This is a genomic window from Xanthomonas indica, from assembly GCF_040529045.1.
GTDB classification, from domain to species: Bacteria; Pseudomonadota; Gammaproteobacteria; order Xanthomonadales; family Xanthomonadaceae; genus Xanthomonas_A; species Xanthomonas_A indica.
In genome coordinates this window covers 3,116,741-3,143,131 of the sequence record NZ_CP131914.1, presented here as the reverse complement: position 1 = coordinate 3,143,131, position 26,391 = coordinate 3,116,741, and the positions used below count along the sequence as shown (strand labels likewise).

The following is a 26,391-nucleotide window of genomic DNA, read 5'->3' as shown; positions in this document are numbered from 1 at the left end:
GATGCAGGCGGAATTCCCCGGGTGGGAAAGGATCGATGGAATGGAAACGAAGGCGAAGGGCTTGGCAATCGTGGTCGCGGCGGGACTGGCGCTGTCCTTTCAGGCGCAGGCGCAGTCGTGCTGCCCCTCCGGCGGGCACGGGGTCGTGGGCAAGGGCTTGGGGGAAAGCGTGCCCAAGGCGCTGAATCTCGCGACGGATTCGGCCTGGCGCGTCTATGAGTTCTCGCGCGATGGCGTGAACTACCTGCAGATCAACGACGCCAGCGGCGTGGTGCGCGCCGCGGTCGGCCGCATCGGCACGACCTTGTGGGTGCTGCCGATGGGCAGCGACGTGGCGCGGGTCTCGCTGACCGCCTCGCCTGCGGCGCCGGCGCGCGTGGTCTACCGGACGGCGGACGTGGTGGTGCGCCTGCGCACGGATGCCCGTGGCGATGCGTGGGAGATCACGGCGGTGGAGTGAGGCCGGCGGCGCGGCTCTCCGACACCAGGAAGCTGAAGCTCAACGCATGGCGGCGCCTGCAGGTGCCGCCATGCGCCTGCAGGCGGACCGCCAGTTCGCGGTCCGGCGCCTCCGGGCGGCGGCGCAGCGCGCTCAGCATCGCCGCATCGGCGGTGATGCGGATGGCGATGCCTTGCCGCCCCCTGGCACGCCATACCCGCGCCTGCAGCAGGTGGGTGTGGGCCACGGGCAGCGTCTCGATGGCGTCGAGGATGCAGCGATAGGCCACCAGTTGCAGGCCCAGCGACAGGCGCCGCGGATCGCCATGCAGGCGACAGCGGAACTCCGTCGTGCACAGGTTGGCGAAGGTCGGCGAGCGCAGGGTGGGATACAGCCCATGCGTCTCGATCCCGAGCGGATACAGCGCGGTGACGTATTCGTCCAGCAGTTGCGCCTGGATCACGCCGGTGCGGGTCATCTGCATGGCGGCGGCGTGATGTCCGCGCGCGCGCAGATCCTCCACCACGTCGCGGCGCAGCTTGTTGATCTGGGTGCTGAGGTCGCTGTAGTCGACCACCCGCCGGCGCAGCGTGCGTTCGGCCGACAGGTACCCCGCCTGCGCGAAGGCCAGCGCCTGCTCGCGCATGCGCCCGTCGTCGCGCATGTGCCGATAGGCGGCGGAGATGCGCGATCCGAACGCGAACATCACCGTGGCGGTGGCCGCGAGCAGGATCTGCACCACGAATGCGTCGGCGTCGTGCATGCCGGGTACGACGGCCTTGGGCATGGACAAGGCCACGGCCACGTTCGCCAGGACCACGCCGAGCGCCGCACCCCGCCAGCCATGGCGCAACGTCAGCACGATCGCCGGGACCACCAGCAGCACCAGCAGCACCTGCCGCAGCACGGCATCGTCGACGGCGGCGATCGACGCCGACAGCACGACGGCCACGGCGATCGACGCCAGGCCCTCGCGCAGCAGCGAGGCCTGCATCTGCGCAGGCTCGTCGCGGCGCAGCCACAGCAAGGCGGGGAGCACGAACATCAAGGTGCCCAGGTAATCGCCCAGCCAGTAGCGCAGCAGCACATCCAGTGGCGCCGGTCCCACCGGACCGCCCAGTGCGGTGTTGATCGCGATGTTGCACAGCGTGCTCCACAACGCAGTCGCCAGTGTCAGCGGCAGCAGCCAGTGATCGTTGCGCGCCAGATCCGGAACGCGCCGACGCACCAGGACGGGCAGCAGCGACACGATCGGCATCAGCAGGAACGGACTCAGATACGCCCAGGCGGCACTCGCGCCCCACGTCTCGCTCATGGGAATGCGCAGCGTCAGCAGCGCGGCGGCATCGCCGGCCAGCAACCATGGCCAGCGCCGCGCGGGCAGGAACAGCAGGCTGGCGACGCGCACGCCTGCCGGCAGATACCACTGGTCCACGGAGCAGCGCCAGGCCAGCAGGAACGCGGCGCAGTAGGCCGCGCTCAGTAGAACGCCTCTGGCGATATCTCGTCCTGCGGCCATCCCCGCCATCCGTGGTGTGTCGCCGCTACTGTATAAGCCGGATCGGCGTCGAGGGTAGACAGTTGGTCGTGGGACGACAGTGTGAGATGCATCGCACGTGGTCGACGGAGGCAGGTGCATGCGTGTTGGTCTTTCCTCGTTTGCATCCGCGCGTTCGCGATCACGACAGCCTGTTCGCTCGTTACGGTAGTGTGCCGGTGCCTCGTTCGCAGGACTCCGCACTGCCGGCTCGTACAGGCAGGAATGCAGCGTGCGCCGTCGCTGCCGATGCACACGGTTTCTGCATCGTATCGTCGCAACGCTTGCGTGCGTCTCGGTCGCTCGCGCGGCGATGCAGTCGCCCGCGTGGACGCAGGCGCGACACCGGCGACGCTAGGCTCGCGCCATCTCGACAGTCGCTGACAGAGGAGACCATCCCGATGACCGAGGCGAACCAGCACGTCCTGCAGGCCGCGAATGCCGCCCTCGCCGCAGGCGATCACGAAGGCTTTCTCGCCCATTGCACCGAGGATACGACCTGGCACTTCATCGGCGAGCGGACACTCCGAGGCAAGCAGGCGGTGAGGGCGTGGATGGCCGAGGCCTACCGGCAGCCACCGCAGTTCGACGTCCGCAAATTCATCGTCGGCGATGACCACGTCGTGGCCATCGGCCAGATCGCGCTCGCTACCGGCGACGCCGGGACGTCGCTGTTCTCCTACTGCGACGTCTGGCGGTTTCGCGATGGGCGGATGGCGGAACTGGAGGCGTACGTGGTGCCGCTGTCTGCAGCGCAGGACGGTTAGCCGCGAGCGCGCACGGCCTCGGGCATCCATTCGTATCGTGGCCGTCGCGCCATCGCGTGCGCGTCTGCGCACGGCGCCGGCGCCAGGATCGCTCAGTGCAACAAGGTGTCCGCCAGCAGTTTCAGATTCAGTACCACGATCAGCGCGGCGATCGCCCAGGCCAGCCAGGCCAGCCCACGACGCACCACCAGCGGGCCCATGCGTTGCTTGTCGGTGACGAAACGCACCAGCGGGATCACCGCGAACGGCAACTGCATCGACAGCACCACCTGGCTCAGCACCAGCAGCTTGGCGGTGCCCTGTTCGCCATACAGCGAGGTCACCGCGACCACCGGCACGATCGCCAGGCCGCGGGTCAGCAGGCGCCGCGCCCATGGCGGCAGGCGCAGGTGCAGGAAGCCTTCCATCACGATCTGTCCGGCCAGCGTGGCGGTGACGGTGGAATTGATGCCGGAGGCCAGCAGCGCCACCGCGAACAGGGTGGAGGCCAGGCCGACGCCGAGCATCGGCGCCAACAGTTCGTGGGCCTGTTCGATTTCCTCCACGTCGGTGCGGCCATGCGCATGGAACACCGCGGCGGCGAGGATCAGGATCGCGGCGTTGACGAACAGCGCCAGGCTCAGCGCGATGGTGCTGTCGGCCAGTGCCCAGCGCAGCGCCGAGCGGCGGCCCTGGTCGGTGCGTTCGTAGGCGCGGGTCTGCACGATCGAGGAATGCAGGTACAGGTTGTGCGGCATCACCGTCGCGCCGATGATGCCGATCGCCAGGTACAGCGCGGCCGGGTCGGTCACCACCTGCGCGCGTGGGATGAAGCCGGCCAGCACCTCGCGCAGCGGCGGCGCGGCCAGCACGATCTGCACCAGGAAGCAGGCGAAGATCACCATCAGCAGGGCGATCACGAACGCTTCCAGGGCGCGGAAGCCGCGGCGCATCAGGAACAGCACCAGCAGCGCGTCGATCGAGGTGATGATCGCGCCAGCGGTGAGTGGGATGCCGAACAGCAGCTTCAGCGCGATCGCGGTGCCGATCACCTCTGCCAGGTCGCAGGCGACGATCGCCGCCTCGCAGGCCAGCCACAGCAGGAAGTTCACTGGCTTGGAGTAGTGCGCGCGGCAGGCCTGGGCCAGATCCAGGCCGGTGGCGATGCCCAGGCGCGCGGCCAGGCCTTGCAGCACGATCGCCATCAGGTTGGACAGCAGGATCACCGACAGCAGCAGGTAGCCGAAGTGCGAGCCGCCGGCGATGTCGGTCGCCCAGTTGCCCGGATCCATGTAGCCGACCGAGACCATGTAGCCCGGCCCGAGGAAGGCCAGGAAGCGGCGCCAGCCCAGGCCGCTGCGCGGCACGGCGACGCTGGCATTCATGGCCCCCAGGCTGGGGCGCGCCTCGCCACGGCTGGCGTGTTCGGCAGCGGAACGGGGCAGGGGCAGGGGGGCGGCCATGGCAACGACATCGGGGTGAGGCGGGGTGCGAACGAGTATATAGCAGGTGCTATATGGATTAGCATTGGCAATTCAAATCGCTGCGATAGCCCAGATTTCGGCCAGAATAGGCAGGTGGCCGGCGGGCGCCGGCACCGGACAAGGGCGTTGCAATGCAGAAAAGCGGGAAGTCGATGGCGCCGACGGCGGTGCTGCTCGACGCCGAAGTGCAGGTCGAAAGCTTCCGCCAGGTGCGTGAAGCGCACCGCCTGGAGCTGATCGAGGACTACGTGGAGTTGATTTCCGACCTGCTCGCCGACGGCGGCGAAGCGCGGCAGGTGGATATCGCCGCGCGCCTGGGCGTGGCCCAGCCGACCGTGGCCAAGATGCTCAAGCGCCTGGTCAAGGGCGGCTGGGTGGTGCAGCGTCCGTATCGTGGCGTGTTCCTGACCTCCGAGGGCGAGGCGCTGGCCGCGGCCAGCCGGCAGCGCCACCAGACCGTGGAGCAGTTCCTGCTGGCCCTGGGGATCGACCCCGACACCGCGCGCCGCGATGCCGAGGGCATCGAGCACCACGTCAGCGAAGCGACGCTGGCGGTGTTCGCCGAGTTCGTGCGCAAGCACAGCGCGTCGCGATGAGCGTCGGCGACGACGCGCAACGGGCGCGCGACGAGCACTGGATGCGCCACGCGCTGGCCCTGGCCGAACGCGCCGAGCGCGACTTCGACGAGATCCCGGTCGGCGCAGTGCTGGTCTCGGCCGACGACACGGTGTTGGGCGAGGGCTGGAACCTCAACATCGCCGAGCACGACCCCAGCGCGCATGCCGAGATCGTCGCGCTGCGCCAGGCCGGCCGCCGGCTCGGCAACCATCGCCTGGTCGGCAGCCGCCTGTACGTGACCCTGGAGCCGTGCGCGATGTGCGCGATGGCGGTGGTGCACGCGCGGGTGGCGGAACTGATCTATGCCGCCACCGACCCCAAGACCGGCGCCTGCGGCAGCGTGTTCGACCTGCTCGGCGATCCGCGGCACAACCATCGCGTGCAGGTCCGCAGCGGGGTGCTGGCGACGGCAGCCAGCACGCGACTGACCAACTACTTCCGCGCCAAGCGCGGCAAGCCGCCACTCGGCGCGTGAGCGCCACGCCCCTGCCGGTCGCGCAGCCCGCGCGGTATCATTGACGCTTGATACGACACTCCCGCGCCGGCATCGCCGCCGCGAACGACAGGACGGTGATATGGCGCAAGCGCACGTGGCGAACGATCGGCTGATCTGGATCGATCTGGAAATGACCGGCTTGGATACCGATCGCGATTCGATCATCGAAATCGCCACGGTGGTGACCGACGCCCAACTCAACGTGCTGGCCGAAGGACCGGAGTTCGCCATTGCCCATCCGCTGCAGACGCTGGAGGCGATGGACGAGTGGAACCGCAACCAGCACCGCCACTCCGGCCTGTGGCAGCGCGTGCTCGACAGCCGGGTCACGCTGGCCCAGGCCGAGGCCGAGACCATGGCGTTCCTGACCCAGTGGTGCAAGCCCGGCACCTCGCCGATGTGCGGCAACTCGATCTGCCAGGACCGGCGTTTCCTGCACCGGCAGATGCCGCGGCTGGAGCGTTTCTTCCACTACCGCAACCTGGACGTGTCGACGCTGAAGGAACTGGCGCGGCGCTGGGCGCCGACGGTGTCGGCCGGACTGACCAAGACCTCCTCGCATACCGCGCTCAGCGACGTGCACGACTCCATCGACGAACTGCGCTACTACCGTCCGTTCATGGGCAGGCTGGGCGGGCAGGGCGAGGGCTGATCCGCCCTCCGGCCGCCTGCGACACGTCGCCCGATGCGTGTCGGGCGGAGGAGCGAATACGGAAAGGGTGACGCCGCCGCTCAGCGCGCCAGCGGCGGTCCCGGCTTGGTCTCGCCGTCGTCGGTGACGCCCTTGGTCAACAGTTCCGCGATCGGGCGGCCGTCGGCATCGTGGTGGTACACGTGCAGGTCGCGCTGCGGATACGGAATGCTGAGCCCGTTCTCCAGCAACTCGTTGCGGATCTGTTCCAGCGTGGTGCTCTTGGCCGCGCCGAAATCGCCATTCTTGGCGTAGCCGAACAGCATCAGGTCCACCGTGCTTTCGCCCAGGTTGGTGACCTGCACGAACGGAGCGGGGGTCTTCAGGATGTTCGGATTGTCCTGGGCGATCTTCAGCAACAGTTCCTGCGCCTTCTTCAGGTCGTCGCCGTAGCCGACGCCGACGGTGATCTCCAGGCGTCGGTTGGGCAGGGTGCTGTAGTTGACGATCGGCGCGGTGGTGATGGTGCTGTTGGGCAGGGTCACCATGCGCTCGTCGAAGGTGCGGATGCGGGTCTGGAAGATGCGGATCTCGTCGACCACGCCTTCCTGGCCGGCCACCACCACATGGTCGCCATCGCGCATCGGCCGCAGCACGATCAGCATCACCCCGGAGGCGATGTTGGACAGCGAGTCCTTCAGCGCCAGGCCCACGGCCAGGCCGGCGGCGCCGAGCACGGCGAACAGCGAGGTCGGCGGCACGCCGATCTTCTGCAGCGCGGTGACCAGCACCAGCACCAGCATCAGCGCATAGGCGACGTTGCGCAGGAAGTTGCTGAGCGTGGTCTCCACCCGCGCGCGCAGCAGGGCGCGCTGCAGCCACAGGCTCAGGCGCTTGGCGATCCACATCCCGACCACGATGATCAGGATCGCCACGCCCCAGTTGAGCGCGTACTGCGCCCAGTCCAGCGTGCGCCAGTCGAACGGGCGCGTAGCCGACGCCGCCGGAGCGGCGACCGTGGTGGCCGCGGTCAGTGCCGTCAGCCACGACTGCGCCATCGCCATCATCCCTTGCTCTTCAGCTTGGCCAGGCGCAGCCAGGTGTCGACCACGGTGTCGGGGTTCAGCGAGACCGACTCGATGCCTTCCTGCATCAGCCACTCGGCCAGGTCCGGGTGATCCGAGGGACCCTGGCCGCAGATGCCCACGTACTTGCCCTTGGCGCGCGCGGCCTTGATCGCCATCGACAGCATCTTCTTGACCGCCGGATTGCGCTCGTCGAACAGGTGCGCCACGATCGAGGAATCGCGGTCCAGGCCGAGCGTCAGCTGGGTCAGGTCGTTGGAGCCGATCGAGAAACCGTCGAAGATCTCAAGGAATTCCTCGGCCAGCAGCGCGTTCGACGGCACCTCGCACATCATGATGATCTTCAGCCCGTTCTCGCCCTGGCGCAGGCCGTTGCTGGCCAGCACCTCGACGACCTTGCGGCCTTCCTCGAGGGTGCGCACGAACGGAATCATGACCCACATGTTCTCCAGGCCCATCTCGTTGCGGACCTTGAGCACGGCCTTGCATTCCAGCGCGAACGCGGCGGCGAAGCTCGGATCGACGTAGCGGCTGGCGCCGCGGAAGCCGATCATCGGGTTCTCTTCGTGCGGCTCGTAGTTGCTGCCGCCGATCAGGTTGGCGTACTCGTTGGACTTGAAGTCCGACAGGCGCACGATCACCGGGTGCGGCGCCACCGACGCGGTCAGCGTGGCGATGCCTTCGGCCAGGCGGTTGACGTAGAAGCTCACCGGATCGGCGTAGCCGGCGATCTTCTCGTCGATCTTCTTCTTGGTCGCCGCGTCCTGCTTGGCATATTCCAGCAGCGCATTGGGATGGATGCCGATGTGCGCGGCGATGATCATCTCCAGGCGCGCCAGGCCGATGCCGGCGTTGGGCAGCTGGCCGAAGTCGAACGCGCGCTCCGGGTTGGCCACGTTCATCATGATCTTCAGCGGCGCCGGCGGCATGTTGCCGAGATCGGTGGTGGTGCGCTCGAACGGCAGGCGCCCGCCGTAGATGTAGCCGGTATCGCCCTCGGCGCAACTGACGGTGACTTCCTTGCCGTCCTCGACCAGTTCCATCGCGTTGCCGGTGCCGACCACTGCCGGCACGCCCAGTTCGCGGGCGATGATCGCCGCATGGCAGGTACGGCCGCCGCGGTTGGTGACGATCGCCGAGGCGCGCTTCATCACCGGCTCCCAGTCGGGATCGGTCATGTCGGCGACCAGCACGTCGCCGGGCTGCACCCGGTTCATGTCCTCCAGGCTGCGCACCACGCGGGCGACGCCGGCGCCGATCTTCTGGCCGATGGCACGGCCTTCGGCGATCACCTCGCCGCGCTGCTGCAGCGCGAAGCGTTCGATCTGGGTGGCGTGGCCGCGCGACTTCACCGTCTCCGGGCGCGCCTGCACGATGAACAGCTTGCCGCTGACGCCGTCCTTCGCCCACTCGATGTCCATCGGCCGCTGGTAGTGCTGCTCGATCACCAGTGCCTGCTTGGCCAGTTCCTGCACGTCCTCGTCGCTGATCGAGAAGGTGTTGCGCAGCTGCGCCGGGGTGTCCTCGATGCGTACGCGCTCGCCGGGCACGTCCGAATACACCATGCGGATCAGCTTGCTGCCCAGCGAGCGGCGCAGGATCGCCGGCTTGCCGGCCTTGAGGGTGGGCTTGTAGACGTAGAACTCGTCGGGATTGACCGCGCCCTGCACGACCATTTCGCCGAGGCCGAAGCTGGAGGTAACGAACACCACGTCGCGGAAACCGGACTCGGTGTCCAGGGTGAACAGCACGCCGGAGGCGCCGACGCCCGAGCGCACCATCAACTGCACGCCGGCCGACAGGAACACGTCCTCGTGCTTGAAGCCGTGGTGCACGCGATAGGCGATGGCGCGATCGTTGTAGAGGCTGGCGAAGACTTCCTTGACCTTGTGCACCACGTCGTCGGCGCCGGTCACGTTGAGGAAGGTCTCCTGCTGGCCGGCGAAGCTGGCGTCGGGCAGGTCTTCGGCGGTGGCCGAGGAGCGCACCGCCACGGCGATGTCACCGCCGCCGTTCTCGTTGCACAGCTGCGCGTAGGCGTCGCGGATCGCCTGGTCCAGTTCCGGCTGCAGCGGCGCGTCGATCACCCAGCCGCGGATTTCCTTGCCGGCTGCAGTGAGCGCGCCCACGTCTTCCACGTCCAGCGTGGCCAGCTTGTCGAAGATGCGCTGGTAGAGATCGTTGTGGGCGACGAAGGCCTTGAACGCTTCGGCGGTGGTGGCGAAGCCCCCCGGCACCGAGACGCCGAGGCCCGCCAGGTTGCCGATCATTTCGCCGAGGGAGGAATTCTTGCCACCGACGCGGGCCAGGTCGGCCAGGCGCAGCTCATGCAACCACAGGATGTTCTCGTTCAAGCGCGATGCTCCGTTAGGCCATCGCCCGAGGCGGGCTGAATGGCCGCGTCCGTGAGGGAAGAAGCCGATATGATGCAGTGCGCACCCGAGCCGGCACAAGCGAAGCGGGCGCATCCGTTGGGTTTCATCCAGGAGAATGCAGGCAATGTCGACGATCAGACCGGTGTTCTACGTGTCCGATGGAACCGGTATCACCGCTGAAACCATTGGGCATAGCCTGCTCACCCAGTTCAGCGGTTTCAGCTTCGTCACCGACCGCATGTCGTTCGTAGACGATCCGGAAAAAGCCCGCGATGCCGCGCAGCGCATCCATGCCGCGGGCGAGCGCTACCAGGTCCGGCCGATCGTGGTCAACTCCTGCGTCGATCCGCAGCTGAGCATGCTGCTGGCCGAAAGCGGGGCGCTGATGCTCGACGTGTTCGCGCCCTTCATCGAGCCGCTGGAGCGCGAATTGAACGCGCCGCGGCACTCGCGGGTGGGGCAGGCGCACGGCCTGGTCGATTTCGAGACCTACCACCGCCGCATCAACGCGATGAACTTCGCGCTGGCGCACGACGACGGCATCGCGCTCACCTACGACGAGGCCGACGTGATCCTGGTGGCGGTCTCGCGCGCGGGCAAGACGCCGACCTGCATCTATCTGGCGCTGCACTACGGCGTGCGTGCGGCCAACTATCCGTTGACCGACGAGGACCTGGAGAGCGATCGGCTGCCGCCGCGGCTGCGGCCCTACCGCAACAAGCTGTTCGGGCTGACCATCGATCCGGAACGGCTGCAGCAGATCCGCCAGGAGCGGCGGCCGAATTCGCGTTACTCCAATGCGGAGACCTGTCGGCGCGAAGTGGCGGCGGCCGAAACCATGTTCCGCATGGAACGGATTCCGACGCTGAGCACCACGCATACCTCGATCGAGGAGATTTCCAGCAAGGTGCTGGCGACGCTGGGACTGCAGCGCGAGATGTTCTGAGCGGGCAGGCGACGGGCCGGACCGTTCCTGGCGGCAATGGCATTTCCGCACGTCGCCGCATGGATCTCCACGGTAGGCCGCCGGCACCGATCCGTCAATGCTGCCGCCGGCGCGATCCAGCGTGTAGGATCGGTCCATGCAGCACGCCCTGACCCGCAGCGAACGCATCCCCCGGCTCAGCCGTTTCGGCTGGCTGATGGGGCTGTACGCCGAGAACTACCTGCACCTGAACCGCCTGTTCGTGCCGGCCGATCTGGCCGCCGGCAGCTACGTCTCCAGCATCGGCGATGGCCTGGACCTGCGCCTGGACGTGATCGAGCGCCATCGCTACACCGTCGAACTGCGCCTGACCTACGACCTGTGCGATCCGCTGACCGGCGAGCCGGACCCCTCGGCCTATGTGCGCCTGTACCTGGACGCGCGCCAGGCCGAGACCACCCACTGCTATGTCGGCCGCCGCTGGCAGGACGTGATGGGGCTGTACCCGCCGCCGGCGGAACTGATCAGCCACCGCATGCGCATGAACACCTTCCTCGGCAAATGGCTGGAATACCTGGCCGAGCGCGGCCATGGCGTGGCCACGCTGCGGCCGGCGCCGCCGCTGCCGCGCGCCTCGCAGGACGCGGCGACGCCCGCCGTCTAGCCTCCGCCCAGACCAGGCGGCTGCGCGGATACGGCATACTGCGCGCCCATTGCCACCTGCCGTCGCCGCATGCCTTACACCCCCATCGTCGCCACCTTGGGCTACGTGCTCTCGCCCGACCGCAGCCAGGTCCTGCTGGTCCACCGCAACGCCCGGCCCGGCGACCATCACCTGGGCAAGTACAACGGCTTGGGCGGCAAGGTGGAGGCGGACGAGGACGTGCTGGCCGGCATGCGCCGCGAGATCCTGGAGGAAGCCGGCATCACCTGCGAGGCGCTGCAGTTGCGCGGCACCATCAGTTGGCCGGGGTTCGGCAAGCACGGCGAGGACTGGCTGGGCTTCGTGTTCCTGATCGAGGCCTACAGCGGCGAGCCGTTCGCCGAGAACGCCGAGGGCGCGCTGGCCTGGGTGCCGATCGCGCAGATGGACACGCTGCCGATGTGGGAGGGCGACCGCCACTTCCTGCCGCTTGTGTTCGATGGCGACCCGCGCCCGTTCCACGGGGTCATGCCGTACCGCGACGGACGCATGCAGTCCTGGCGCTATTCGCGGGTCTGACACGTAAAGCCCCTCTCCCGCCGGGAGAGGGGTTGGGGTGAGAGTACGGCGCGAAGCGACCCGCGAAGTTTGGGTGGGTAGGACAAGAGTGCGGCGCGAAAGCGACTCTCGGAGTTCGGTTGCGTCAGGCTCCGCCCGCCCCCTCATCCGGCCCTTCGGGCCACCTTCTCCCGACGGGAGAAGGAACGCCGGAGATGGGCGAGGGCGGGCGCGCCGCTCCGTCGAACGCCCGCCCGGCGCCGTCCGGCTTGTCCACAACGGCTGTGGATCGTTCCTGCACAAGCCTGTGGGCAAGCGTGGCAAGTCGCTGAAATGCCTGCCCGATCTTGCCGGGTGGTGAAAATTTCAGCAGTCCGGTGCGCACTTCTCCACAGCCGGTGTGGATGAAATCGCACGAACGCTGTGGATAAGGGGCGGGTGGCGTTGTGCCGCAACGGCCGCCGCGCTGGCGAAAATTTCGCCAGCGTCGATCGCGCGCCCCCATCGCCGCCCGTGCGTGCGCGTCGCAGCGCTACTGCGCGGTCCAGCCGCCGTCGATGGCGATGGTCTGCGCGGTGATGTTGCGCGCCGCCGGCGAGGCCAGGAACGCCACGCAGCCGGCCAGTTCGTCGTAGGCGATGAACACGCCCTTCGGCATCGGCTTGAGCATCACCTGGGCGATGACGTCGGCTTCGGAGATGCCGCGGGTGCGGGCCTGGTCGGCGATCTGCTTGTCCACCAGCGGCGTCTTCACGTAGCTGGGGCAGAGCGTGTTGACGGTGATGTCGGTGTCGGCGGTCTCCAGCGCAATGACCTTGGAGAAGCCGACCAGGCCGTGCTTGGCAGCGACATAGGCACTCTTGTACGGGCTGGCAACCAGCGAATGGATGCTGCCGATATTGACGATGCGGCCGAAGCCGCGTTCGCGCATGCCCGGCAGCACCGCCTGGGTCAGCCGCGCCACGCCGGTCAGCATCACCTCCACCAGCAACCCCCACTTCTCCATCGGGAACTCCTGCAGCGGCGCCACGTGTTGCAGCCCGGCGTTGTTGACCAGCACGTCCACCGGCCGGCTCAGCGCGGCCAGTGCGGCCTGGATGCTGTCGGCGCTGGCCACGTCCAGCGCCACCGCCTCGGCCGAGCCGCCCGCTTGGCGCAGCTGCGCGGCGACCGCCTCGGCGGCAGCCAGGTCGAGGTCGCTGACGACGATGTGGCGGCCGCCGGCCGCCAACTCGTGGGCGATGCCGGCGCCGATGCCGCTGGCGGCGCCGGTGATCAGGACGGTCTGCATGGGGCAATACCTGCGCGGAAGTAGGGGAGCGACCAGCGTAGCAGCGCGCCGCGACGCCGGGCAGCGGCCGCTCGCCAGTGCGGCGGCGCCACGCTACCCTGTGCCGTCGCTCGCCGCTCACGCCGGATCCGCCACGTTATGCCGATGAAACGCCACTTCTCCATGCTGCGCGAATTCCAGCTGGCCGACTGGTTCACCCTGGCCAATGCCTTCTGCGGCACCGGAGCGGTGTTCGCGGCGATGCGCTTCCTGCAGGACGGCCGCCGCAGCGACCTGCTGTTCGGCATGGCGTTGATCCCGCTGGCGTTCGTGTTCGACGCGCTGGACGGCCGGGTGGCGCGCTGGCGCAAGTCGTCCTCGACGCTGGGCCGCGAGCTGGATTCGCTGGCCGACGTGATCTCCTTCGGCGTGGCCCCGGCCGCGCTGGCCTACGCCTGCGGCATGCAGGGTGGCTGGGACTGGCTGGTGCTGAGTTTCTTCGTCTGCTGCGGGGTCAGCCGCCTGGCCCGCTACAACGTCACCGCCGAGCAGATCGCTGGCGACGGCGACAAGGTGCCGTACTTCGAGGGCACGCCGATCCCGAGCAGCCTGGGGCTGGTCATCGTGCTGGCGATCGCCGCGCACCTGGGCCACATCGGCGACGCCTTGTGGTGGGGCGAATGGCGGCTGGGACCGTGGCTGTTGCATCCGCTGGCGCTGCTGTTCGCGCTGTCCGGCTCGCTGATGATCAGCAAGACGCTGCGCATTCCCAAGCCCTGATCGCAGCGGGTTGCTATCATCGCGGGCCAGTTCGGGAGAGTGGCGATGAAGGCTAGCGGCGGCGGTGGCGCCGGCGATTTCGAGGCGATGACGCGGCAGTACTGGGAGGCCTGGAGCGCCGCGTTGCGCCAGGGCGCCCCGGCCTCCGCGTCCGCCGCGGCTGGCGACGGTGCCGGCTCCTGGCGCGAGGCGGTCGCGGCCTGGAGCCAGTGGCTGCCGCGCGGCAGCGCGCCGCAGGCCGAGGACGCGGTGGCGCAGTTCCAGCAGCATGCCGGCGACTGGCTCGGCGCGATGCAACAGGTGGCCGCGCAGTTCGCCGGCCGCGACGCCAGCAGCGCCGACGTCGCCGAGGCCTGGAAACGCCAGGTGCAGGGCCAGCGCGAGCAGTTGCTGCAGTGGCTGCTGGGCGCGGTGCGCGGCACCGGCCAGGCCGGGATCGACCCGTGGTTGCAGCAGGCGGCGCAGTGGCTGCAGGGCCTGCAGCGCGACAGCGGGCCGTGGCTGCAGATGCCCGGGTTCGGCCCGGCGCGCAACCACCAGGCGCGCTGGCGCGCACTGGCCAAGGCGCAGCAGGACTACCAGGCGCAGTTGCAGGCCTACCTGGGGCTGCTGCAGGGCGCCATCGACCGCGCCTTCGGCCTGTTCGAGGAAAAGCTGCGCGAACATGAGGACCCGGGTCGGCAACTGACCAACGCGCGGGCGATGTTCGATCTGTGGATCGATGCGGCCGAGGAGGCCTATGCGGCGGCCGCGCTGTCGCCGGAGTTCCGCCAGGTCTACGCCGACGTCGCCAATGCGCAGATGCGCCTGCGCGCCTTGCTGCAGCGCGAGACCGAGCAGGTCTGCGAGCAGGTGGGCCTGCCGACGCGCACGGAACTGGATGCCGCGCATCGGCGCATCGCCGAGCTGGAGCGGCGGCTGCGGCGCTTGGAACGTGGCGACGGGCAGGGCGCTACCGCCGGTCCGGCGGTGACGCCCGCAGCGGCCGCGGCCACGCCGACCTCGCCAAGGAAGAAGACCAGGAACACGGCCGCCGGCGTGCCCGCTGCCAAGACCGCGGCGACCGCATCCACCGCCAGATCCAAAGCCAAGGCTGCGCCGGCTGTCACGCCGCGCCGCGCCGGGGCCGCGCCTGCCGCGCGTCGGAGTCGTTCATGAAAGGGCCGTTGAGTTTCAGCAGCGACGACCTGGTCCAGGAAACCCTGGAGCTGCAGCGCAAGCTGTTGGAAGGCCTGCGCGTGCTGCCGGGCCTGGACGCGGTGGACTACGGCGCCACCGCGCGCCAGGAAGTGTGGCGCGACGGCAAGGTGGTGCTGTATCGCTTCGTCGGCGGCCGCCCGCCCACCGCCAAGGTGCCGCTGCTGATCGTCTATGCCCTAGTCAATCGCCCGTACATGGTCGACCTGCAGGCGGACCGCTCGCTGGTGCAGGGCCTGCTGGCGCTGGGCGAGGACGTCTATGTGCTGGACTGGGGCTACCCGGACCGCTCCGAGCGTTACCTGACGCTGGAGGACTACCTGCTGCGCTACATCGATGGCGCGGTGGACCACCTGCGCGCCGCCGACGGTGGTGCGCCGGTCAACATGCTCGGCATCTGCCAGGGCGGCACGTTCTCGCTGTGTTACTCCGCGCTGCAGCCGGAGAAGGTGCGCAACCTGGTCACCATGGTCACGCCGGTGGATTTCCACACCCCGGACAACATGCTGTCCAACTGGGCGCGCCAGGTCGACGTCGACCTGTTCGTGGACACGCTGGGCAACGTGCCGGCGGACCTGATGAACGTCAGTTACCTGATGCTCAAGCCGTTTCGGCTGAACCTGCAGAAATACGTGGGCCTGCTCGACATCCTCGACGATCCGCGGGCGCTGGAGGATTTCCTGCGCATGGAGAAATGGATCTTCGATTCGCCGGACCTGGCGGGCGAGACCTTCCGCGAGTTCGTCAAGCAGTTCTACCAGGACAACGCGCTGATGCACGGGCGCGCGCGCATCGGCCCCCACACCGTGGACCTGGGCCGGGTCACCATGCCGGTGCTCAATGTCTATGCCGAGCAGGATCACCTGGTGCCGCCGGACGCGTCGCGGGCGCTGCGCGGTGTGGTCGGCAGCCGCGACTACGCCGAGCTGAGTTTCCGCGGCGGCCACATCGGCATCTATGTCTCCGGCCGCGCCCAGCGCGAAGTGCCGGCGGCGCTGCACCGCTGGCTGGCCGAGCGCGATGGCGGGCACTGAGCGCTGACCGCATCGCGCCGTCACGCGGTACCCGCGGCGGCGCGGGTAGAGTGGGGCGCCGCCGTCGCTGGAGCCGCTGCCATGTCGCACCCCCGTTCGCTGTCGCGCTCGTTGAACGACCGCATGATCGCGGGCGTGATGGGCGGCATCGCCCACCGCTTCGGCTGGAATGCGACCCTGCTGCGGGTGCTGTACGTGGTCGGGTCGATCGTCTCGGCCGCGTTCCCCGGCATCCTGGTCTACCTGATCCTGTGGCTGCTGATTCCAAACGAAGCCGACTGAAGCGACCACTGCCGCTGGCCTGGCGCCGTGCCGGCATCGCCGCCGGCGTCCTGTGGACCTCGCCCAACACTGCGCTGGGGGTGCTCGTCGGCACCCTCGCGCTGGCCTTCGGCGCGCGCCTGCGCTTCAGCCGCCGCGAACTGGCGCTGGTGTTCGAACGCGTGCCGTTGCGGCCGCGCGGGGCGATGACGCTGGGCAACGTGATCCTGCTCAGCGCCGACGATCTGGACGTGGCCTGCGCCACCTACGAGCACGCCGCCGGTCGCTGCCGGCATCCGGCGGTGCGGCTCGGCGACCACGAACGTGCGCACGTGCTGCAGTACATGCTGCTCGGGCCGCTGTTCCTGCCGGTGTACCTGGTTTGCGGCGGGGTCAGCGTGCGCAATCCGCTGGAGCGGGCCGCCGATCGCTACGCGCTGCACGGTCGCGGTTGGTGGCCGGGCACTGGCTGACTGTGCACACCGCTGCTTTCGACCCGCACGACGTTATCGCGTAGGAGCGGCTTCAGCCGCGACGGGGGCGTTCCCGGGAATGCCTGGTCGCGGCTGAGGCCGCTCCTACGAGTGACCCACGTCCTTGCGAGCGGCTGCCGTCAATCCAGTCGTGAGAAGCCGAACAGGCGCTTGAGCGGGTGCGCATGCCGCTCGATCTGCGCGCGCAGCAGGCCGGCACCGATCATGCTGTAGGTGATGCCGTTGCCGCCATACGCCATCGCGAACTGCACGCGCGGGCCGTGCTGCGGATGCGGGCCGAAGAACGGCAGGCCGTCCTCGGTCTCGGCGAAGGTGCCGGCCCAGGCGAAGGTCGGCTGCAGCTTCAGCCCGGGAATCGCCTTGGCGATCTTGCGCGAGAGCGTGCGCGCCTTGCTGTCCACGCGCGCATCGCGGCGCGCCGGCACGTCGACGCTGTCGTCCTCGCCGCCGGCGACGATGCGGCCGTTGCCGGTGCTGCGCAGGTACAGATACGGCCGCGCACTCTCCCAGACCATGGTGTCGTGCAGCGGGCCGAGCGCGGACGGATCCAGCGGGTCGCTGACGAAGGCATAGCTGCTGCGGTTGCGCGCCACGCGCTGGTCCAGCCAGTGCTGGTTGGCGTAGCCGGCGGCCATGACCACGTGGCCGGCGCGCACCTGCGCGCCCTGGTCGGTGTGCAGGGTCACGCTGCGACCACTGACCACGATCCGTGCGATGCGGGTGCGGTCATAGACGCCGACGCCCCGGCGGAAGGCGCGGCCGAGCAGACGGTAAGTGAGGCGGTACGGGTCCACGCGCGCCGCCTGGTGGCTGAGGATCGCGCCGTGTGCCTGGATGCCGTAGGTGGTGTCCAGCGCCTGCGCGTCCAGCCATTCCACGTTCAGGCCGTGCCGCGCGCGCACCTCCAGCTCTTCCTGCAGCACCCGCACGTGGCGGCGCTTGCTGGCGTAGTACAGGCTGTCGTTGCGGGAGAAGTCGACGTCGCGCAGCGGCCGCACCAGGTCGCGCAGTTGCTCCAGCGCCTGCGCGCAGGCGCCGTAGGCCAGCGCGGCGGCGGGTTCGCCATAGCGCTTGGCCAGGTCGATCAGGTGGGTGTCGATCTCGTACTGCAACAGGGCGGTGCTGGCCGCGGTGCTGCCCCAGCCGATGTCGCGCTGCTCCAGGACGGTGACGGCATGCCCGTGGGCGCTCAACTCCTCGGCGATCAATGCGCCGGTAATGCCGCCGCCAACCACGGCGACATCGCAGCGCACATCGTCGCGCAACTGCGGAAAACTCTGCATCAGGCCGTTGCGGACCGACCAGAAGGGATAGCCGCTTTTAAGGTCCATGGCGCCCCGGCGCAGAAAGGATGTGCGACTTACGCGCAGGCCCGGTTAAGCCCGCGTGAGGCCGCGCAGGCGTCACGTTGGGGCAAACAGCCGCGATTAACCTCGGTGCAGAAGTCCCTCACATGGCGCTGTGTATGGTGCGCGCCAGTTCCACGAATTCCCTGTAGAGGAAGCGTCATGTCGGTCGTTCTGTACATCGGTGGCAGCAAGGACGGAGAGAAGGGCGTGGTGCCCTACGGTTTCCGCAAGTCCATGAAGGAAACCGAGGCAGGCCCGGAGATCTATGTCGAGCGCGTGCTGGCGGTAAGCGACCGGCAGGTGCGGATCATGGCGCTGGAATCGCTGCAGGACGAGATCGTCGTGGAACGGTTGCACAGGTATTATTCGCGTTGACGCCGGCGTGCGAACCCCGGTGTGGCCGCCCGCCTAGGCGGGCCAGCGACGGTTCGCATCGACCTGCCATCGACCATGCCCGCACCAGAAACCAGCAACAGCCCGGCGCCGCCGACGACCGTCGACCCGAACGCCCCCACCGACATGTCCAACCAGCGCAGCGATATCTTCTTCGCTGCGGTGCAGACCACGCGCATGCCGATGATCGTGACCGATCCGCGGCAGCCGGACAACCCGATCATCTTCGTCAACCGCGCGTTCCTGGAGATGACCGGCTACGGCCGCGATGAGCTGATCGGCAACAACTGCCGCTTCCTGCAGGGGCCGGACACCGATCGCGAGACGGTGCGCAGCGTCCGCGATGCCATCACCTCGCACGACGAAGTGGCGGTGGAGATCCTCAACTACCGCAAGGACGGTTCCAGCTTCTGGAACGCCCTGTACATCTCCCCGGTCTACGACGATCGCGGCGAACTGGTCTATTTCTTCGGGTCGCAGCTGGATGTCAGCCGCCGCCGCGACGCCGAGGACGCACTGCGCCAGGCGCAGAAGATGGAAGCGCTGGGCCAGCTCACCGGCGGCATCGCGCACGACTTCAACAATCTCCTGCAGGTCATGTCCGGGTACCTGGAACTGATCGAGCATGCGGTCGAGAGCGATCCGCTGAACCCGCTGCTGCTGCGCAAGAGCGTGGAGCGCGCGCGCGACGCCGCGGGCCAGGCCGCGCGCCTGACCCAGCAGTTGCTGGCGTTCGCGCGCAAGCAGAAGCTGGAAGGGCGGGTGCTCAACCTCAACGCCCTGGTGGCCGGCATGAGCGATGTGGCCGAGCGCACCCTGGGCGACGGCATCGCGTTCTCGCTGGAACTGGCGCCGGACCTGCGCAACTGCCGGATCGACCCGACCCAGGCCGAAGTGGCGCTGCTGAACATCCTGATCAACGCCCGCGACGCCATGGCCGACCAGTCGTCGCCGCGCCTGGTGATCCAGACCCGCAACGTCTCGGTGCGCGCCGACGAGCCCACCACCTACGACAACCTGCTGCCGGGTCACTACGTGTGCGTGTCGATCACCGACAACGGCAGCGGCATGCCGCCGGAGGTGCTGGCGCGGGTGCTGGATCCGTTCTTCACCACCAAGGAAGAGGGCAAGGGCACCGGCCTGGGCCTGTCGATGGTGTACGGCTTCGCCAAGCAGTCCGGCGGCGCGGTGCGCCTCTATTCCGAAGAGGGCCACGGCACCACCGTGCGCCTGTACTTCCCGATCGACGACAACGTCGAGAACATGGCGCCGCGCGATTCGCGCACGCGCCGTCCGTTCGACCGCCAGGGCGACGAGACCATCCTGATCGTCGAGGACCGGCCGGACATTGCCGAGTTGGCGCGGCTGTTCCTGGAGGACCAGGGCTATGCCACGCACGTGGTCTACAATGCCCGCGAGGCCCTGGAACTGCTCGATACCGGCGTGCACGTGGACCTGCTGTATTCGGATCTGATCATGCCGGGCGGCCTCAACGGCGTGATGCTGGCGCGCGAGGCGCGGCGGCGCCGGCCCAAGATCAAGGTGCTGCTGACTACCGGCTATGCCGAATCCTCGATCGAGCGCACCGATGCCGGCGGCAACGAGTTCGAGGTGCTGGCCAAGCCCTACAACCGCCAGGAGCTGATCCGCAAGGTGCGCATGGTGCTGGACGGTCCCACCGGGGTTACCTGACGCGACAGGTCGGCGCGCGCCTGTCAACGGGTTCCCCGGCGGCGCGCGCACTGCGAAAATGCGGGTTTTCCGCAAGGCGGCTTCGGCCGGACGCAATGCACGACACTCAGCTCGCCCAGCAGATCGCCCACACCATCGCCGCCGAGATCGGCGCGCAGCCGGCGCAGGCGCGCGCCGCCATCGCCCTGCTCGACGAGGGCGCCAGCGTCCCGTTCATCGCGCGCTACCGCAAGGAAGTCACCGGCGGGTTGGACGACACCCAGTTGCGCAACCTGGAAGTGCGCCTGACCTATCTGCGTGAGTTGGAAGAGCGCCGCGCCGCGGTGCTGGCCAGCATCGCCGAGCAGGGCAAGCTCAGCGACGAACTGCGCGCGGAGATCGTCGCCGCCGACACCAAGTCGCGGCTGGAAGATCTCTATCTGCCGTACAAGCCCAAGCGCCGCACGCGTGCGCAGATCGCCCGCGAAGCGGGGCTGGAGCCACTGGCCGACGGCCTGCTGGCCGATCCGGCGCTGGTCCCGGAAACCTTTGCCGCCGGCTTCGTCGATGCGGAAAAGGGCGTGGCCGACGTCAAGGCCGCGCTGGAAGGCGCACGCGCGATCCTGATGGAGCGCTGGGGCGAAGACGCCGCGCTGGTCGGCGAATTGCGCAGTTGGCTGGGCGAGGTCGGGGTGATCCGCGCCCGTGTGGCCGAGGGCAAGGAGCAGGAAGGCGCCAAGTACCGCGACTACTTCGATCATGCCGAAGCGCTGGCCAAGATTCCCTCGCACCGGTTGCTGGCGCTGTTCCGTGCGCGCCGCGAGGAGATCGTGTACCTGGAACTGGATCCGGGCAGCGAGGCCGAGGCCGGCCACCAGTACGCCGAGGGCCGCGTCGCGCTGCGCGCCGGCATCGCCAACCAGGGCCGCCCCGGCGACCGCTGGCTGCTGGATGCCTGCCGCATGACCTGGCGCGCCAAGCTGCACATGCACCTGCTGCTGGACCTGTTCAACCAGGCCCGCGAAAAGGCCGAGGCCGAGGCGATCGCGGTATTCGGCGACAATCTGCAGGACCTGATGCTGGCGGCGCCGGCCGGGCCGCGCGTGACCCTGGGCCTGGACCCGGGCATCCGCACCGGCTGCAAGGTCGCGGTGGTCGACGCCACCGGCAAGCTGCTGGCGACCGACACCATCTACCCGCACGAGCCGCGCCGGCAGTGGGACCAGTCGCTGCACACGCTGCGGCAGCTGTGCACGCAGCACGGCGTGGAACTGATCGCGATCGGCAACGGCACCGCCAGCCGCGAGACCGACAAGCTGGCCGCGGACCTGATCAAGCAGAACCCGCAGCTGAAGCTGGAGAAGATCGTGGTCAGCGAGGCCGGCGCCTCGGTGTATTCGGCTTCCGAATTCGCCGCCAAGGAGTTCCCGCAGCTCGACGTGTCGCTGCGCGGTGCAGTGTCGATCGCGCGGCGCCTGCAGGATCCGCTGGCGGAGCTGGTCAAGATCGAGCCCAAGGCCATCGGCGTGGGCCAGTACCAGCACGACGTCGACCAGTACCGTCTGGCGCGGGCGCTGGACGCGCGCGTGGAGGACTGCGTGAACGCGGTCGGTGTGTATGTCAACACCGCCTCGGCGGCGCTGCTGTCGCGCGTGTCCGGGCTGTCGTCGAGCGTGGCCGAGAACATCGTGCGCCACCGCGACGACAACGGCCCGTTCAAGCGCCGCAAGGATCTGCTCAAGGTGCCGCGGCTGGGCGAGAAGACCTTCGAGCAATGCGCCGGCTTCCTGCGCATCGCCGATGGCGAGGAACCGCTGGATGCCTCGGCGGTGCACCCGGAAGCCTATCCGGTGGTGGAGCGCATCGTCGGCGCCACCGGTAAACCGATCAAGGCGCTGATCGGCGACGGCGGCTTCCTGCGCGGGCTCAAGCCGGACCAGTTCACCGACGAGAAGTTCGGCCTGCCGACCGTGCGCGACATCCTCAAGGAACTGGAAAAGCCCGGCCGCGACCCGCGTCCGGAGTTCAAGGCCGCGCGTTTCGCCGAGGGCGTGGAAGACATCAAGGACCTCAAGCCGGGCATGGTGCTGGAGGGCGTGGTCAGCAACGTCGCCGCGTTCGGCGCGTTCGTCGACATCGGCGTGCACCAGGACGGCCTGGTGCACATCTCCGCGCTCTCGGACAGCTACGTCAAGGATCCGCGCGACGTGGTCAAGGCCGGCGACATCGTCAAGGTCAAGGTGCTGGAGGTCGACGTGGCGCGCAAGCGCATCGCGCTGACCCGGCGCCTGGACGACACGCCGGCACCGGCGCGTCCGGCCGAACGCGACAGCGGCGCGCGGGGCGCCGGTGGCCCGCCGCGGCGCGAGCGCGACGGGCGCGGCACCCCGGGCGGCGGCAACGCCAGGCCGCGTCCGGCCACGGCGGCGGCACCGGTGAACAGTGCGCTGGCCGACGCGTTCGCCCGCGCCAAGCGCGGCTGAGGTTACAGGAGGAAGGCCGGCGCGCCTGCGCCGGTCGCTGCCGTCGCGACTGCAAGCTGCGGTCGTGCACTGCGCCGGATCAGGCCGGTTCGGCGCGCGAGCTCTGGTCGGTGGCGAGCGTGGCCGGCGGCGGTGCCACCAGCGATGCGGCCAGTCCAAGCAACTTGACCGGATCCACCGGCTTGCCCAGATGTGCATCGAAGCCGGCTTCCAGGGCCAGCGCGCGATCCTCGCTGCGCACGTAGGCAGTCAGCGCGATGGCCGGGATGCGGCTGGCCGCGCCAGCGCCGCGGGTACGGACGCTGCGGATCAGGCTATGGCCGTCGCGGCGCGGCATGCCGACGTCGCTGACCAGCAGCGCATACGGCCGTTCGCGCAGCAACGCCTCGGCGTCGTCGGCGCAGACCGCGGTCTCGACCACGGCGCCGGCTTCCTGCAGGAAGCGCTGGGTGACGCCGCGCGAATCCATGTCGTCGTCCACCACCAGCACGCGCACGCCGTCCAGGCGGATGCCGCCGCGGCGCAGCGTGCCGCCGGGCATCGCCGCGTCGTCGCCGCGGCGGATCGCGTCCAGGCCGTGCAGGTCGTTGCGCGGCAGCAGCAGGGTGAAGGTCGCGCCGAGGCCGACGCCGTCGCTGCTCACCGACAACTGCCCCTGGTGCAGTTCGGCCAGTTGCTTGGCGATCGCCAGGCCCAGGCCGAGGCCGCCGGCGCTGCGCGTGCTGCTCGCATCGGCCTGGCGGAAGCGGTCGAACACGTGCGGCAGGAACGCCGGGTCGATGCCGATGCCGGTATCGCCGATGGCGATGCGCACGTGGGTGCTGGTGCTGTCCAGGGTCACCGTGACGGTGCCGGCGCTGGGGGTGAACTTGATCGCATTGCCGATCAGGTTGGTCAGCACCTGCTGCAGCCGCACCGGATCGCCCAGATGGGGCAGGGCGGTGGCGTCGTCGGCGACCAGCACGATGTCGATGCCCTTGTTCTGCGCACCGGGACGGGCCGCATCGATGGTCTCGGCGAGCAGCGCACGCAGGTCCAGCTCGTCAGGCTCCAGGTGCACCTTGCCGGACAGGATCGCGCTCATGTCCAGCAGGTCGTCGATGATCTGCGCCTGCGAGTGGGCGCTGCGTTCGATCACTTCCAGGCCCCTGACCAGGTCCTTCTCGCGCACCGTCTCGTCCTGCATCAGCCGCGACCAGCCCAGGATCGCGTTCAGCGGCGTGCGCAGCTCGTGGCTGAGCGTGGCCAGGAATTCGTCCTTCATGCGGCTGGCGCGCTCGGCCTCGCTGCGCGCGCTCTGCTCGGCGGCGAGCAACTGTTGCAGGCGCAGGTCGGTGCCGCGGCGCTCGATGATGATGCCGGCCAGGTGCGAGGCCGAGCGCGCCAGGTCCTGCTCGTGCGGATTGGGGTAGTGCACGAACGGGTAGTACAGCGCGACCACGCCCAGGACCTCGCCGTCGCTGGCCAGGATCGGCGTCGAGCAGCAGGCGATGATGTCCGCCTCCAGGGCGGTGGCGAGGTAGGCCTGCCAATGCGGATTCACCCGCACATCGCTGCACAGCACCTGCCGGCGCAGGTAGGCGGCGCGTCCGCAGCAACCGGTTTCGGGACCGATCGGCAAGCGTTGCACCGCCTTGCGGAAGGCGGGCGGCATGCTGGGCGCCGCCCCTTCCAGCAGGCACTGGCGATGCTCGTCGACCAGCATGATGGTGCAGCGCAAGCCGACATCGCTCTGCGACTCGATGCCGCGCGCGATCGCCTCCAGCACCGCGTTGAGCGGCTTGCCGGTGGTGATCATCTCCAGCGCGGCGCGCTCGGCGGTGGTCGCATTCTCGATGCGCTTGCGTTCGGCGATGTCCAGCAGCGAGCCGATGAAACCGAGGAATTGGCCGGACGAGCTGAAGCGCGGCGTGGCGCTCGCCAGGCACCAGCGATACTCGCCATCGTGGCGGCGCAGGCGGTACTCCAGCGTGTAGGCGCGGCGGTCGGCGCAGGCGCGCGCCAGGGTGCGGCCGACCGCCGCCAGGTCGTCGGCATGGACCTGTTCCTGCCAACCGCTGCCCAGCGCTTCCTGCTCGCTCTGCCCGGTGAACAGATACCACTGGCGGCTGATGTACTCGCAATCGCCGTCGGCATTGGACATCCAGATCATGACCGGGGCGTTGTCGCACAGCTGGCGGAAGCGCAGCTCGCTTTCCTGCAGGCGCTGCTCGACCAGGCGGCGGTCGTGGATGTCGGTATTGGTGCCGATCCAGCGCATGATGCGGCCGCTGTCGTCGCGGATCGGCAGGGCACGGCCGAGATGCCAGCGGTACTCGCCGTCGTGACGGCGCAGCGGGTACTCGATCTCGTACGGCTTGCCGCTGCGCAGCGCCTCCGGCCACACCTCCATCACCCGTGCCAGGCCTTCCTCGGTGTGCACATGGCGCCAGCTGTCATAACCAGCCTCGCCAACCGGCAACCCGGTGTACTCGTACCAACGGCGGTTGAAGTAGTCGACGTGACCGTCCTGCGTGGCGGTGAACACGATCTGCGGCATCGCATCGGCCAGTTCGCTCAGCCGCGCGGCACTGCTGGCCAGTTCGCGTTGCGCGCCCGCGCGTTCCATCGATTCCCAGCAGCGTGCGGCCACCAACCGTACCAGCTCGATCTCCGCCGACATCCACACCCGCGGCTGGGTCTGGTGCACGCCGATCGCCGCAACCAGCCGGCCGGCCTTGTGCAGCGGCGCGGTAAGCACCGCGCGCATGCCCAGGCGTCGGTAGTTGGGATCGTCCGTCCGCATCGGCGGCCGGTGGGTCTCGGTGTCCTGCACCACCCATGGCCGGTTCTCGCGCATGCAGTCCAGCAGGTCGCTGCCGAAGTCGCTGAAGCGCGAACGCCCGGTCAGGTGGGTGGCGCCATCGACGTAATCGGCGCGCACGTCGAAGGCATCCTCGTCGGCCTCGACGATCGCGTAGGCGCAGCGGCTGGCGCCCAGGTGCTGGCCGAGCATGGCGGCCCCGGTCTCGCAGATCGCTTCGGCGCTGTGCAGGTTCTGCAGCGCGTCTTCGAGCATCAGCAGGAAGCTGTCGTGCGCTTGCGCGCGCGCCTGCTCGGTGCGGTCGATGCCGTGCACCAGGATCCCACTGACCTTGCCCTCGGCATCGTGCATCGGCTGATACACGCATTCCAGCGTGGTTTCCGAGGTCGCTTCGTGCGTCGTGCGGCAGAGCTGGAAGGTCATCGACTCGTCGATGAACGGCTGGCCGCTGCTGCGGACGTTGTCGAGCAGGCCGATGATGCCCTGCTCCTGGATTTCGGGAATGGCTTCGGTCAGCGGACGACCGACCACCTCGCGTGGTCCGACCAACTGCTGGTAGCGCCGGTTGACGGTCTCGATCACGTAGTCCGGGCCGCGCAGGATCGCCAGCGCCGCCGGCGACTGCTCGAAGGCATCGGCCATCTGCGCGCGTTGCGCGTCCAGCGCCTTGAGCAGGGCATCGCGTTCGCGGGCCAGCGTGATCCGCGCGGTGTCTTCGGTGCACACGCACAGCACGCCGGCGATGTGGCCGTCGTCGTCGAACAGCGGGCTGTAGGAGAAGGTGAAGTACACCTGCTCGCTGTAGCCGTTGCGCATCATCGTCAACGGGATATGTTCGTTCCAGGTCGATTCGCCGCTGGCCATGACCTGGTCGGCCTGTGTCCGCACCTCCGGCCATACGTCCGGCCACACCTCTTCCATCGGCCGCGCGAAACCCTGCGGGTGGCGCAGGCCCAGGATCGGCACGTAGGCGTCGTTGTAGAGGTTGAACTGGCGCTCGCCCCAGCGCACCGCCATCGGGAACCGCGAGTTCAGGCAGATCGACAGCGCGGTGAGCAGGCTCTTCGGCCACTGCTCCATCGGTCCCAGTTCGTGCTCATGCCAATCGATGGCGCGCAG

At 68.9% G+C, this 26,391-nt stretch carries 23 protein-coding genes; 16 read left to right on the top strand and 7 right to left on the bottom strand.

What is annotated here, in order from left to right:
- Window positions 1-40 precede the first annotated feature (40 nt).
- Complete coding sequence (locus Q7W82_RS13645; RefSeq protein WP_242159061.1) at window positions 41-460, top strand: hypothetical protein; 420 nt, start codon at window positions 41-43, stop codon at window positions 458-460.
- Here the strand turns inward: Q7W82_RS13645 and Q7W82_RS13640 are convergent.
- On the bottom strand, window positions 444-1,958 hold the full coding sequence (locus Q7W82_RS13640) for an MASE1 domain-containing protein (protein ID WP_242158916.1): 1,515 nt from the start codon (window positions 1,956-1,958) through the stop codon (window positions 444-446). The two genes, Q7W82_RS13645 and Q7W82_RS13640, sit on opposite strands and share 17 nt — an antisense overlap.
- Before the next feature lie 419 nt (window positions 1,959-2,377).
- Between Q7W82_RS13640 and Q7W82_RS13635 the strand changes: the two genes are divergently transcribed.
- On the top strand, window positions 2,378-2,743 hold the full coding sequence (locus Q7W82_RS13635) for a nuclear transport factor 2 family protein (RefSeq protein ID WP_242158914.1): 366 nt from the start codon (window positions 2,378-2,380) through the stop codon (window positions 2,741-2,743).
- A gap of 92 nt (window positions 2,744-2,835) precedes the next feature.
- On the opposite strand, the gene Q7W82_RS13630 is transcribed toward Q7W82_RS13635, so the two are convergent.
- The gene (locus Q7W82_RS13630) at window positions 2,836-4,107 is read right to left on the bottom strand and encodes an Nramp family divalent metal transporter (protein ID WP_242159060.1); all 1,272 of its coding nucleotides are present in this window, start codon (window positions 4,105-4,107) and stop codon (window positions 2,836-2,838) included.
- A gap of 230 nt (window positions 4,108-4,337) precedes the next feature.
- Here Q7W82_RS13630 and mntR point away from each other — a divergent pair, with 230 nt between their 5' ends.
- The 3 genes from mntR (at window position 4,338) to orn (ending at window position 5,972) form a co-directional block, all read left to right on the top strand.
- The gene (gene mntR, locus Q7W82_RS13625; protein WP_242158913.1) at window positions 4,338-4,802 is read left to right on the top strand and encodes a manganese-binding transcriptional regulator MntR; all 465 of its coding nucleotides are present in this window, start codon (window positions 4,338-4,340) and stop codon (window positions 4,800-4,802) included.
- A complete protein-coding gene (gene tadA, locus Q7W82_RS13620) occupies window positions 4,799-5,299 on the top strand; it encodes a tRNA adenosine(34) deaminase TadA (protein ID WP_242158903.1) in 501 nt (166 codons plus the stop codon). The genes mntR and tadA overlap by 4 nt, the downstream gene beginning before the upstream one ends.
- 100 nt (window positions 5,300-5,399) lie before the next feature.
- Entirely contained in the window at window positions 5,400-5,972 is a 573-nt protein-coding gene (gene orn, locus Q7W82_RS13615; RefSeq protein WP_043092079.1) for an oligoribonuclease, read from the top strand.
- An 80-nt stretch (window positions 5,973-6,052) separates the two neighbouring features.
- Here the strand turns inward: orn and Q7W82_RS13610 are convergent, their stop codons facing one another.
- Together Q7W82_RS13610 and ppsA are read right to left on the bottom strand one after the other, a co-directional pair.
- Entirely contained in the window at window positions 6,053-7,015 is a 963-nt protein-coding gene (locus tag Q7W82_RS13610; protein ID WP_242158901.1) for a mechanosensitive ion channel family protein, read from the bottom strand.
- Window positions 7,015-9,390, bottom strand: coding sequence for a phosphoenolpyruvate synthase (gene ppsA, locus Q7W82_RS13605; RefSeq protein WP_242158900.1), 2,376 nt, complete (start codon window positions 9,388-9,390; stop codon window positions 7,015-7,017). The genes Q7W82_RS13610 and ppsA overlap by 1 nt, the downstream gene beginning before the upstream one ends.
- A gap of 145 nt (window positions 9,391-9,535) precedes the next feature.
- Here ppsA and Q7W82_RS13600 point away from each other — a divergent pair, with 145 nt between their 5' ends.
- From Q7W82_RS13600 to Q7W82_RS13590, 3 genes are all read left to right on the top strand, one after another.
- On the top strand, window positions 9,536-10,357 hold the full coding sequence (locus tag Q7W82_RS13600) for a pyruvate, water dikinase regulatory protein (protein WP_160947275.1): 822 nt from the start codon (window positions 9,536-9,538) through the stop codon (window positions 10,355-10,357).
- A gap of 136 nt (window positions 10,358-10,493) precedes the next feature.
- On the top strand, window positions 10,494-11,000 hold the full coding sequence (locus tag Q7W82_RS13595; protein ID WP_160947274.1) for a DUF1249 domain-containing protein: 507 nt from the start codon (window positions 10,494-10,496) through the stop codon (window positions 10,998-11,000).
- Between the two features lie 69 nt (window positions 11,001-11,069).
- Entirely contained in the window at window positions 11,070-11,558 is a 489-nt protein-coding gene (locus tag Q7W82_RS13590; RefSeq protein WP_242158898.1) for an 8-oxo-dGTP diphosphatase, read from the top strand.
- A 511-nt stretch (window positions 11,559-12,069) separates the two neighbouring features.
- Here Q7W82_RS13590 and Q7W82_RS13585 read toward each other — a convergent pair.
- Window positions 12,070-12,828 carry a 3-hydroxybutyrate dehydrogenase gene (locus Q7W82_RS13585; RefSeq protein ID WP_242158889.1) on the bottom strand — a complete coding sequence of 253 codons (759 nt, stop codon included), beginning with the start codon at window positions 12,826-12,828 and terminating at the stop codon, window positions 12,070-12,072.
- A 144-nt stretch (window positions 12,829-12,972) separates the two neighbouring features.
- Here Q7W82_RS13585 and Q7W82_RS13580 point away from each other — a divergent pair, with 144 nt between their 5' ends.
- From Q7W82_RS13580 to Q7W82_RS13560, 5 genes are all read left to right on the top strand, one after another.
- Complete coding sequence (locus tag Q7W82_RS13580) at window positions 12,973-13,587, top strand: CDP-alcohol phosphatidyltransferase family protein (RefSeq protein ID WP_017909499.1); 615 nt, start codon at window positions 12,973-12,975, stop codon at window positions 13,585-13,587.
- A 45-nt stretch (window positions 13,588-13,632) separates the two neighbouring features.
- The gene (phaE, locus tag Q7W82_RS13575; protein ID WP_242158887.1) at window positions 13,633-14,745 is read left to right on the top strand and encodes a class III poly(R)-hydroxyalkanoic acid synthase subunit PhaE; all 1,113 of its coding nucleotides are present in this window, start codon (window positions 13,633-13,635) and stop codon (window positions 14,743-14,745) included.
- Window positions 14,742-15,818 carry a class III poly(R)-hydroxyalkanoic acid synthase subunit PhaC gene (locus Q7W82_RS13570; RefSeq protein ID WP_242158884.1) on the top strand — a complete coding sequence of 359 codons (1,077 nt, stop codon included), beginning with the start codon at window positions 14,742-14,744 and terminating at the stop codon, window positions 15,816-15,818. The genes phaE and Q7W82_RS13570 overlap by 4 nt, the downstream gene beginning before the upstream one ends.
- 81 nt (window positions 15,819-15,899) lie before the next feature.
- The gene (locus Q7W82_RS13565; protein ID WP_242158876.1) at window positions 15,900-16,100 is read left to right on the top strand and encodes a PspC domain-containing protein; all 201 of its coding nucleotides are present in this window, start codon (window positions 15,900-15,902) and stop codon (window positions 16,098-16,100) included.
- Window positions 16,097-16,552 (top strand): hypothetical protein, encoded by a 456-nt coding sequence (locus Q7W82_RS13560; RefSeq protein ID WP_242159059.1) that lies wholly within the window; start codon window positions 16,097-16,099, stop codon window positions 16,550-16,552. The genes Q7W82_RS13565 and Q7W82_RS13560 overlap by 4 nt, the downstream gene beginning before the upstream one ends.
- A 140-nt stretch (window positions 16,553-16,692) precedes the next feature.
- On the opposite strand, the gene Q7W82_RS13555 is transcribed toward Q7W82_RS13560, so the two are convergent.
- The gene (locus Q7W82_RS13555) at window positions 16,693-17,904 is read right to left on the bottom strand and encodes an FAD-dependent oxidoreductase (protein WP_242158874.1); all 1,212 of its coding nucleotides are present in this window, start codon (window positions 17,902-17,904) and stop codon (window positions 16,693-16,695) included.
- A 177-nt stretch (window positions 17,905-18,081) separates the two neighbouring features.
- Here Q7W82_RS13555 and Q7W82_RS13550 point away from each other — a divergent pair, with 177 nt between their 5' ends.
- From Q7W82_RS13550 to Q7W82_RS13540, 3 genes are all read left to right on the top strand, one after another.
- Complete coding sequence (locus tag Q7W82_RS13550) at window positions 18,082-18,297, top strand: hypothetical protein (protein WP_160947268.1); 216 nt, start codon at window positions 18,082-18,084, stop codon at window positions 18,295-18,297.
- Between the two features lie 144 nt (window positions 18,298-18,441).
- On the top strand, window positions 18,442-20,007 hold the full coding sequence (locus Q7W82_RS13545) for a hybrid sensor histidine kinase/response regulator (RefSeq protein ID WP_242159058.1): 1,566 nt from the start codon (window positions 18,442-18,444) through the stop codon (window positions 20,005-20,007).
- Between the two features lie 95 nt (window positions 20,008-20,102).
- Window positions 20,103-22,469: a Tex family protein gene (locus Q7W82_RS13540; RefSeq protein ID WP_242158872.1), complete on the top strand. Its 2,367-nt coding sequence runs from the start codon at window positions 20,103-20,105 to the stop codon at window positions 22,467-22,469.
- Window positions 22,470-22,548: 79 nt separating this feature from the next.
- Here the strand turns inward: Q7W82_RS13540 and Q7W82_RS13535 are convergent, their stop codons facing one another.
- Window positions 22,549-26,352: a PAS domain-containing protein gene (locus Q7W82_RS13535; protein ID WP_242158870.1), complete on the bottom strand. Its 3,804-nt coding sequence runs from the start codon at window positions 26,350-26,352 to the stop codon at window positions 22,549-22,551.
- Window positions 26,353-26,391: the final 39 nt, after the last annotated feature.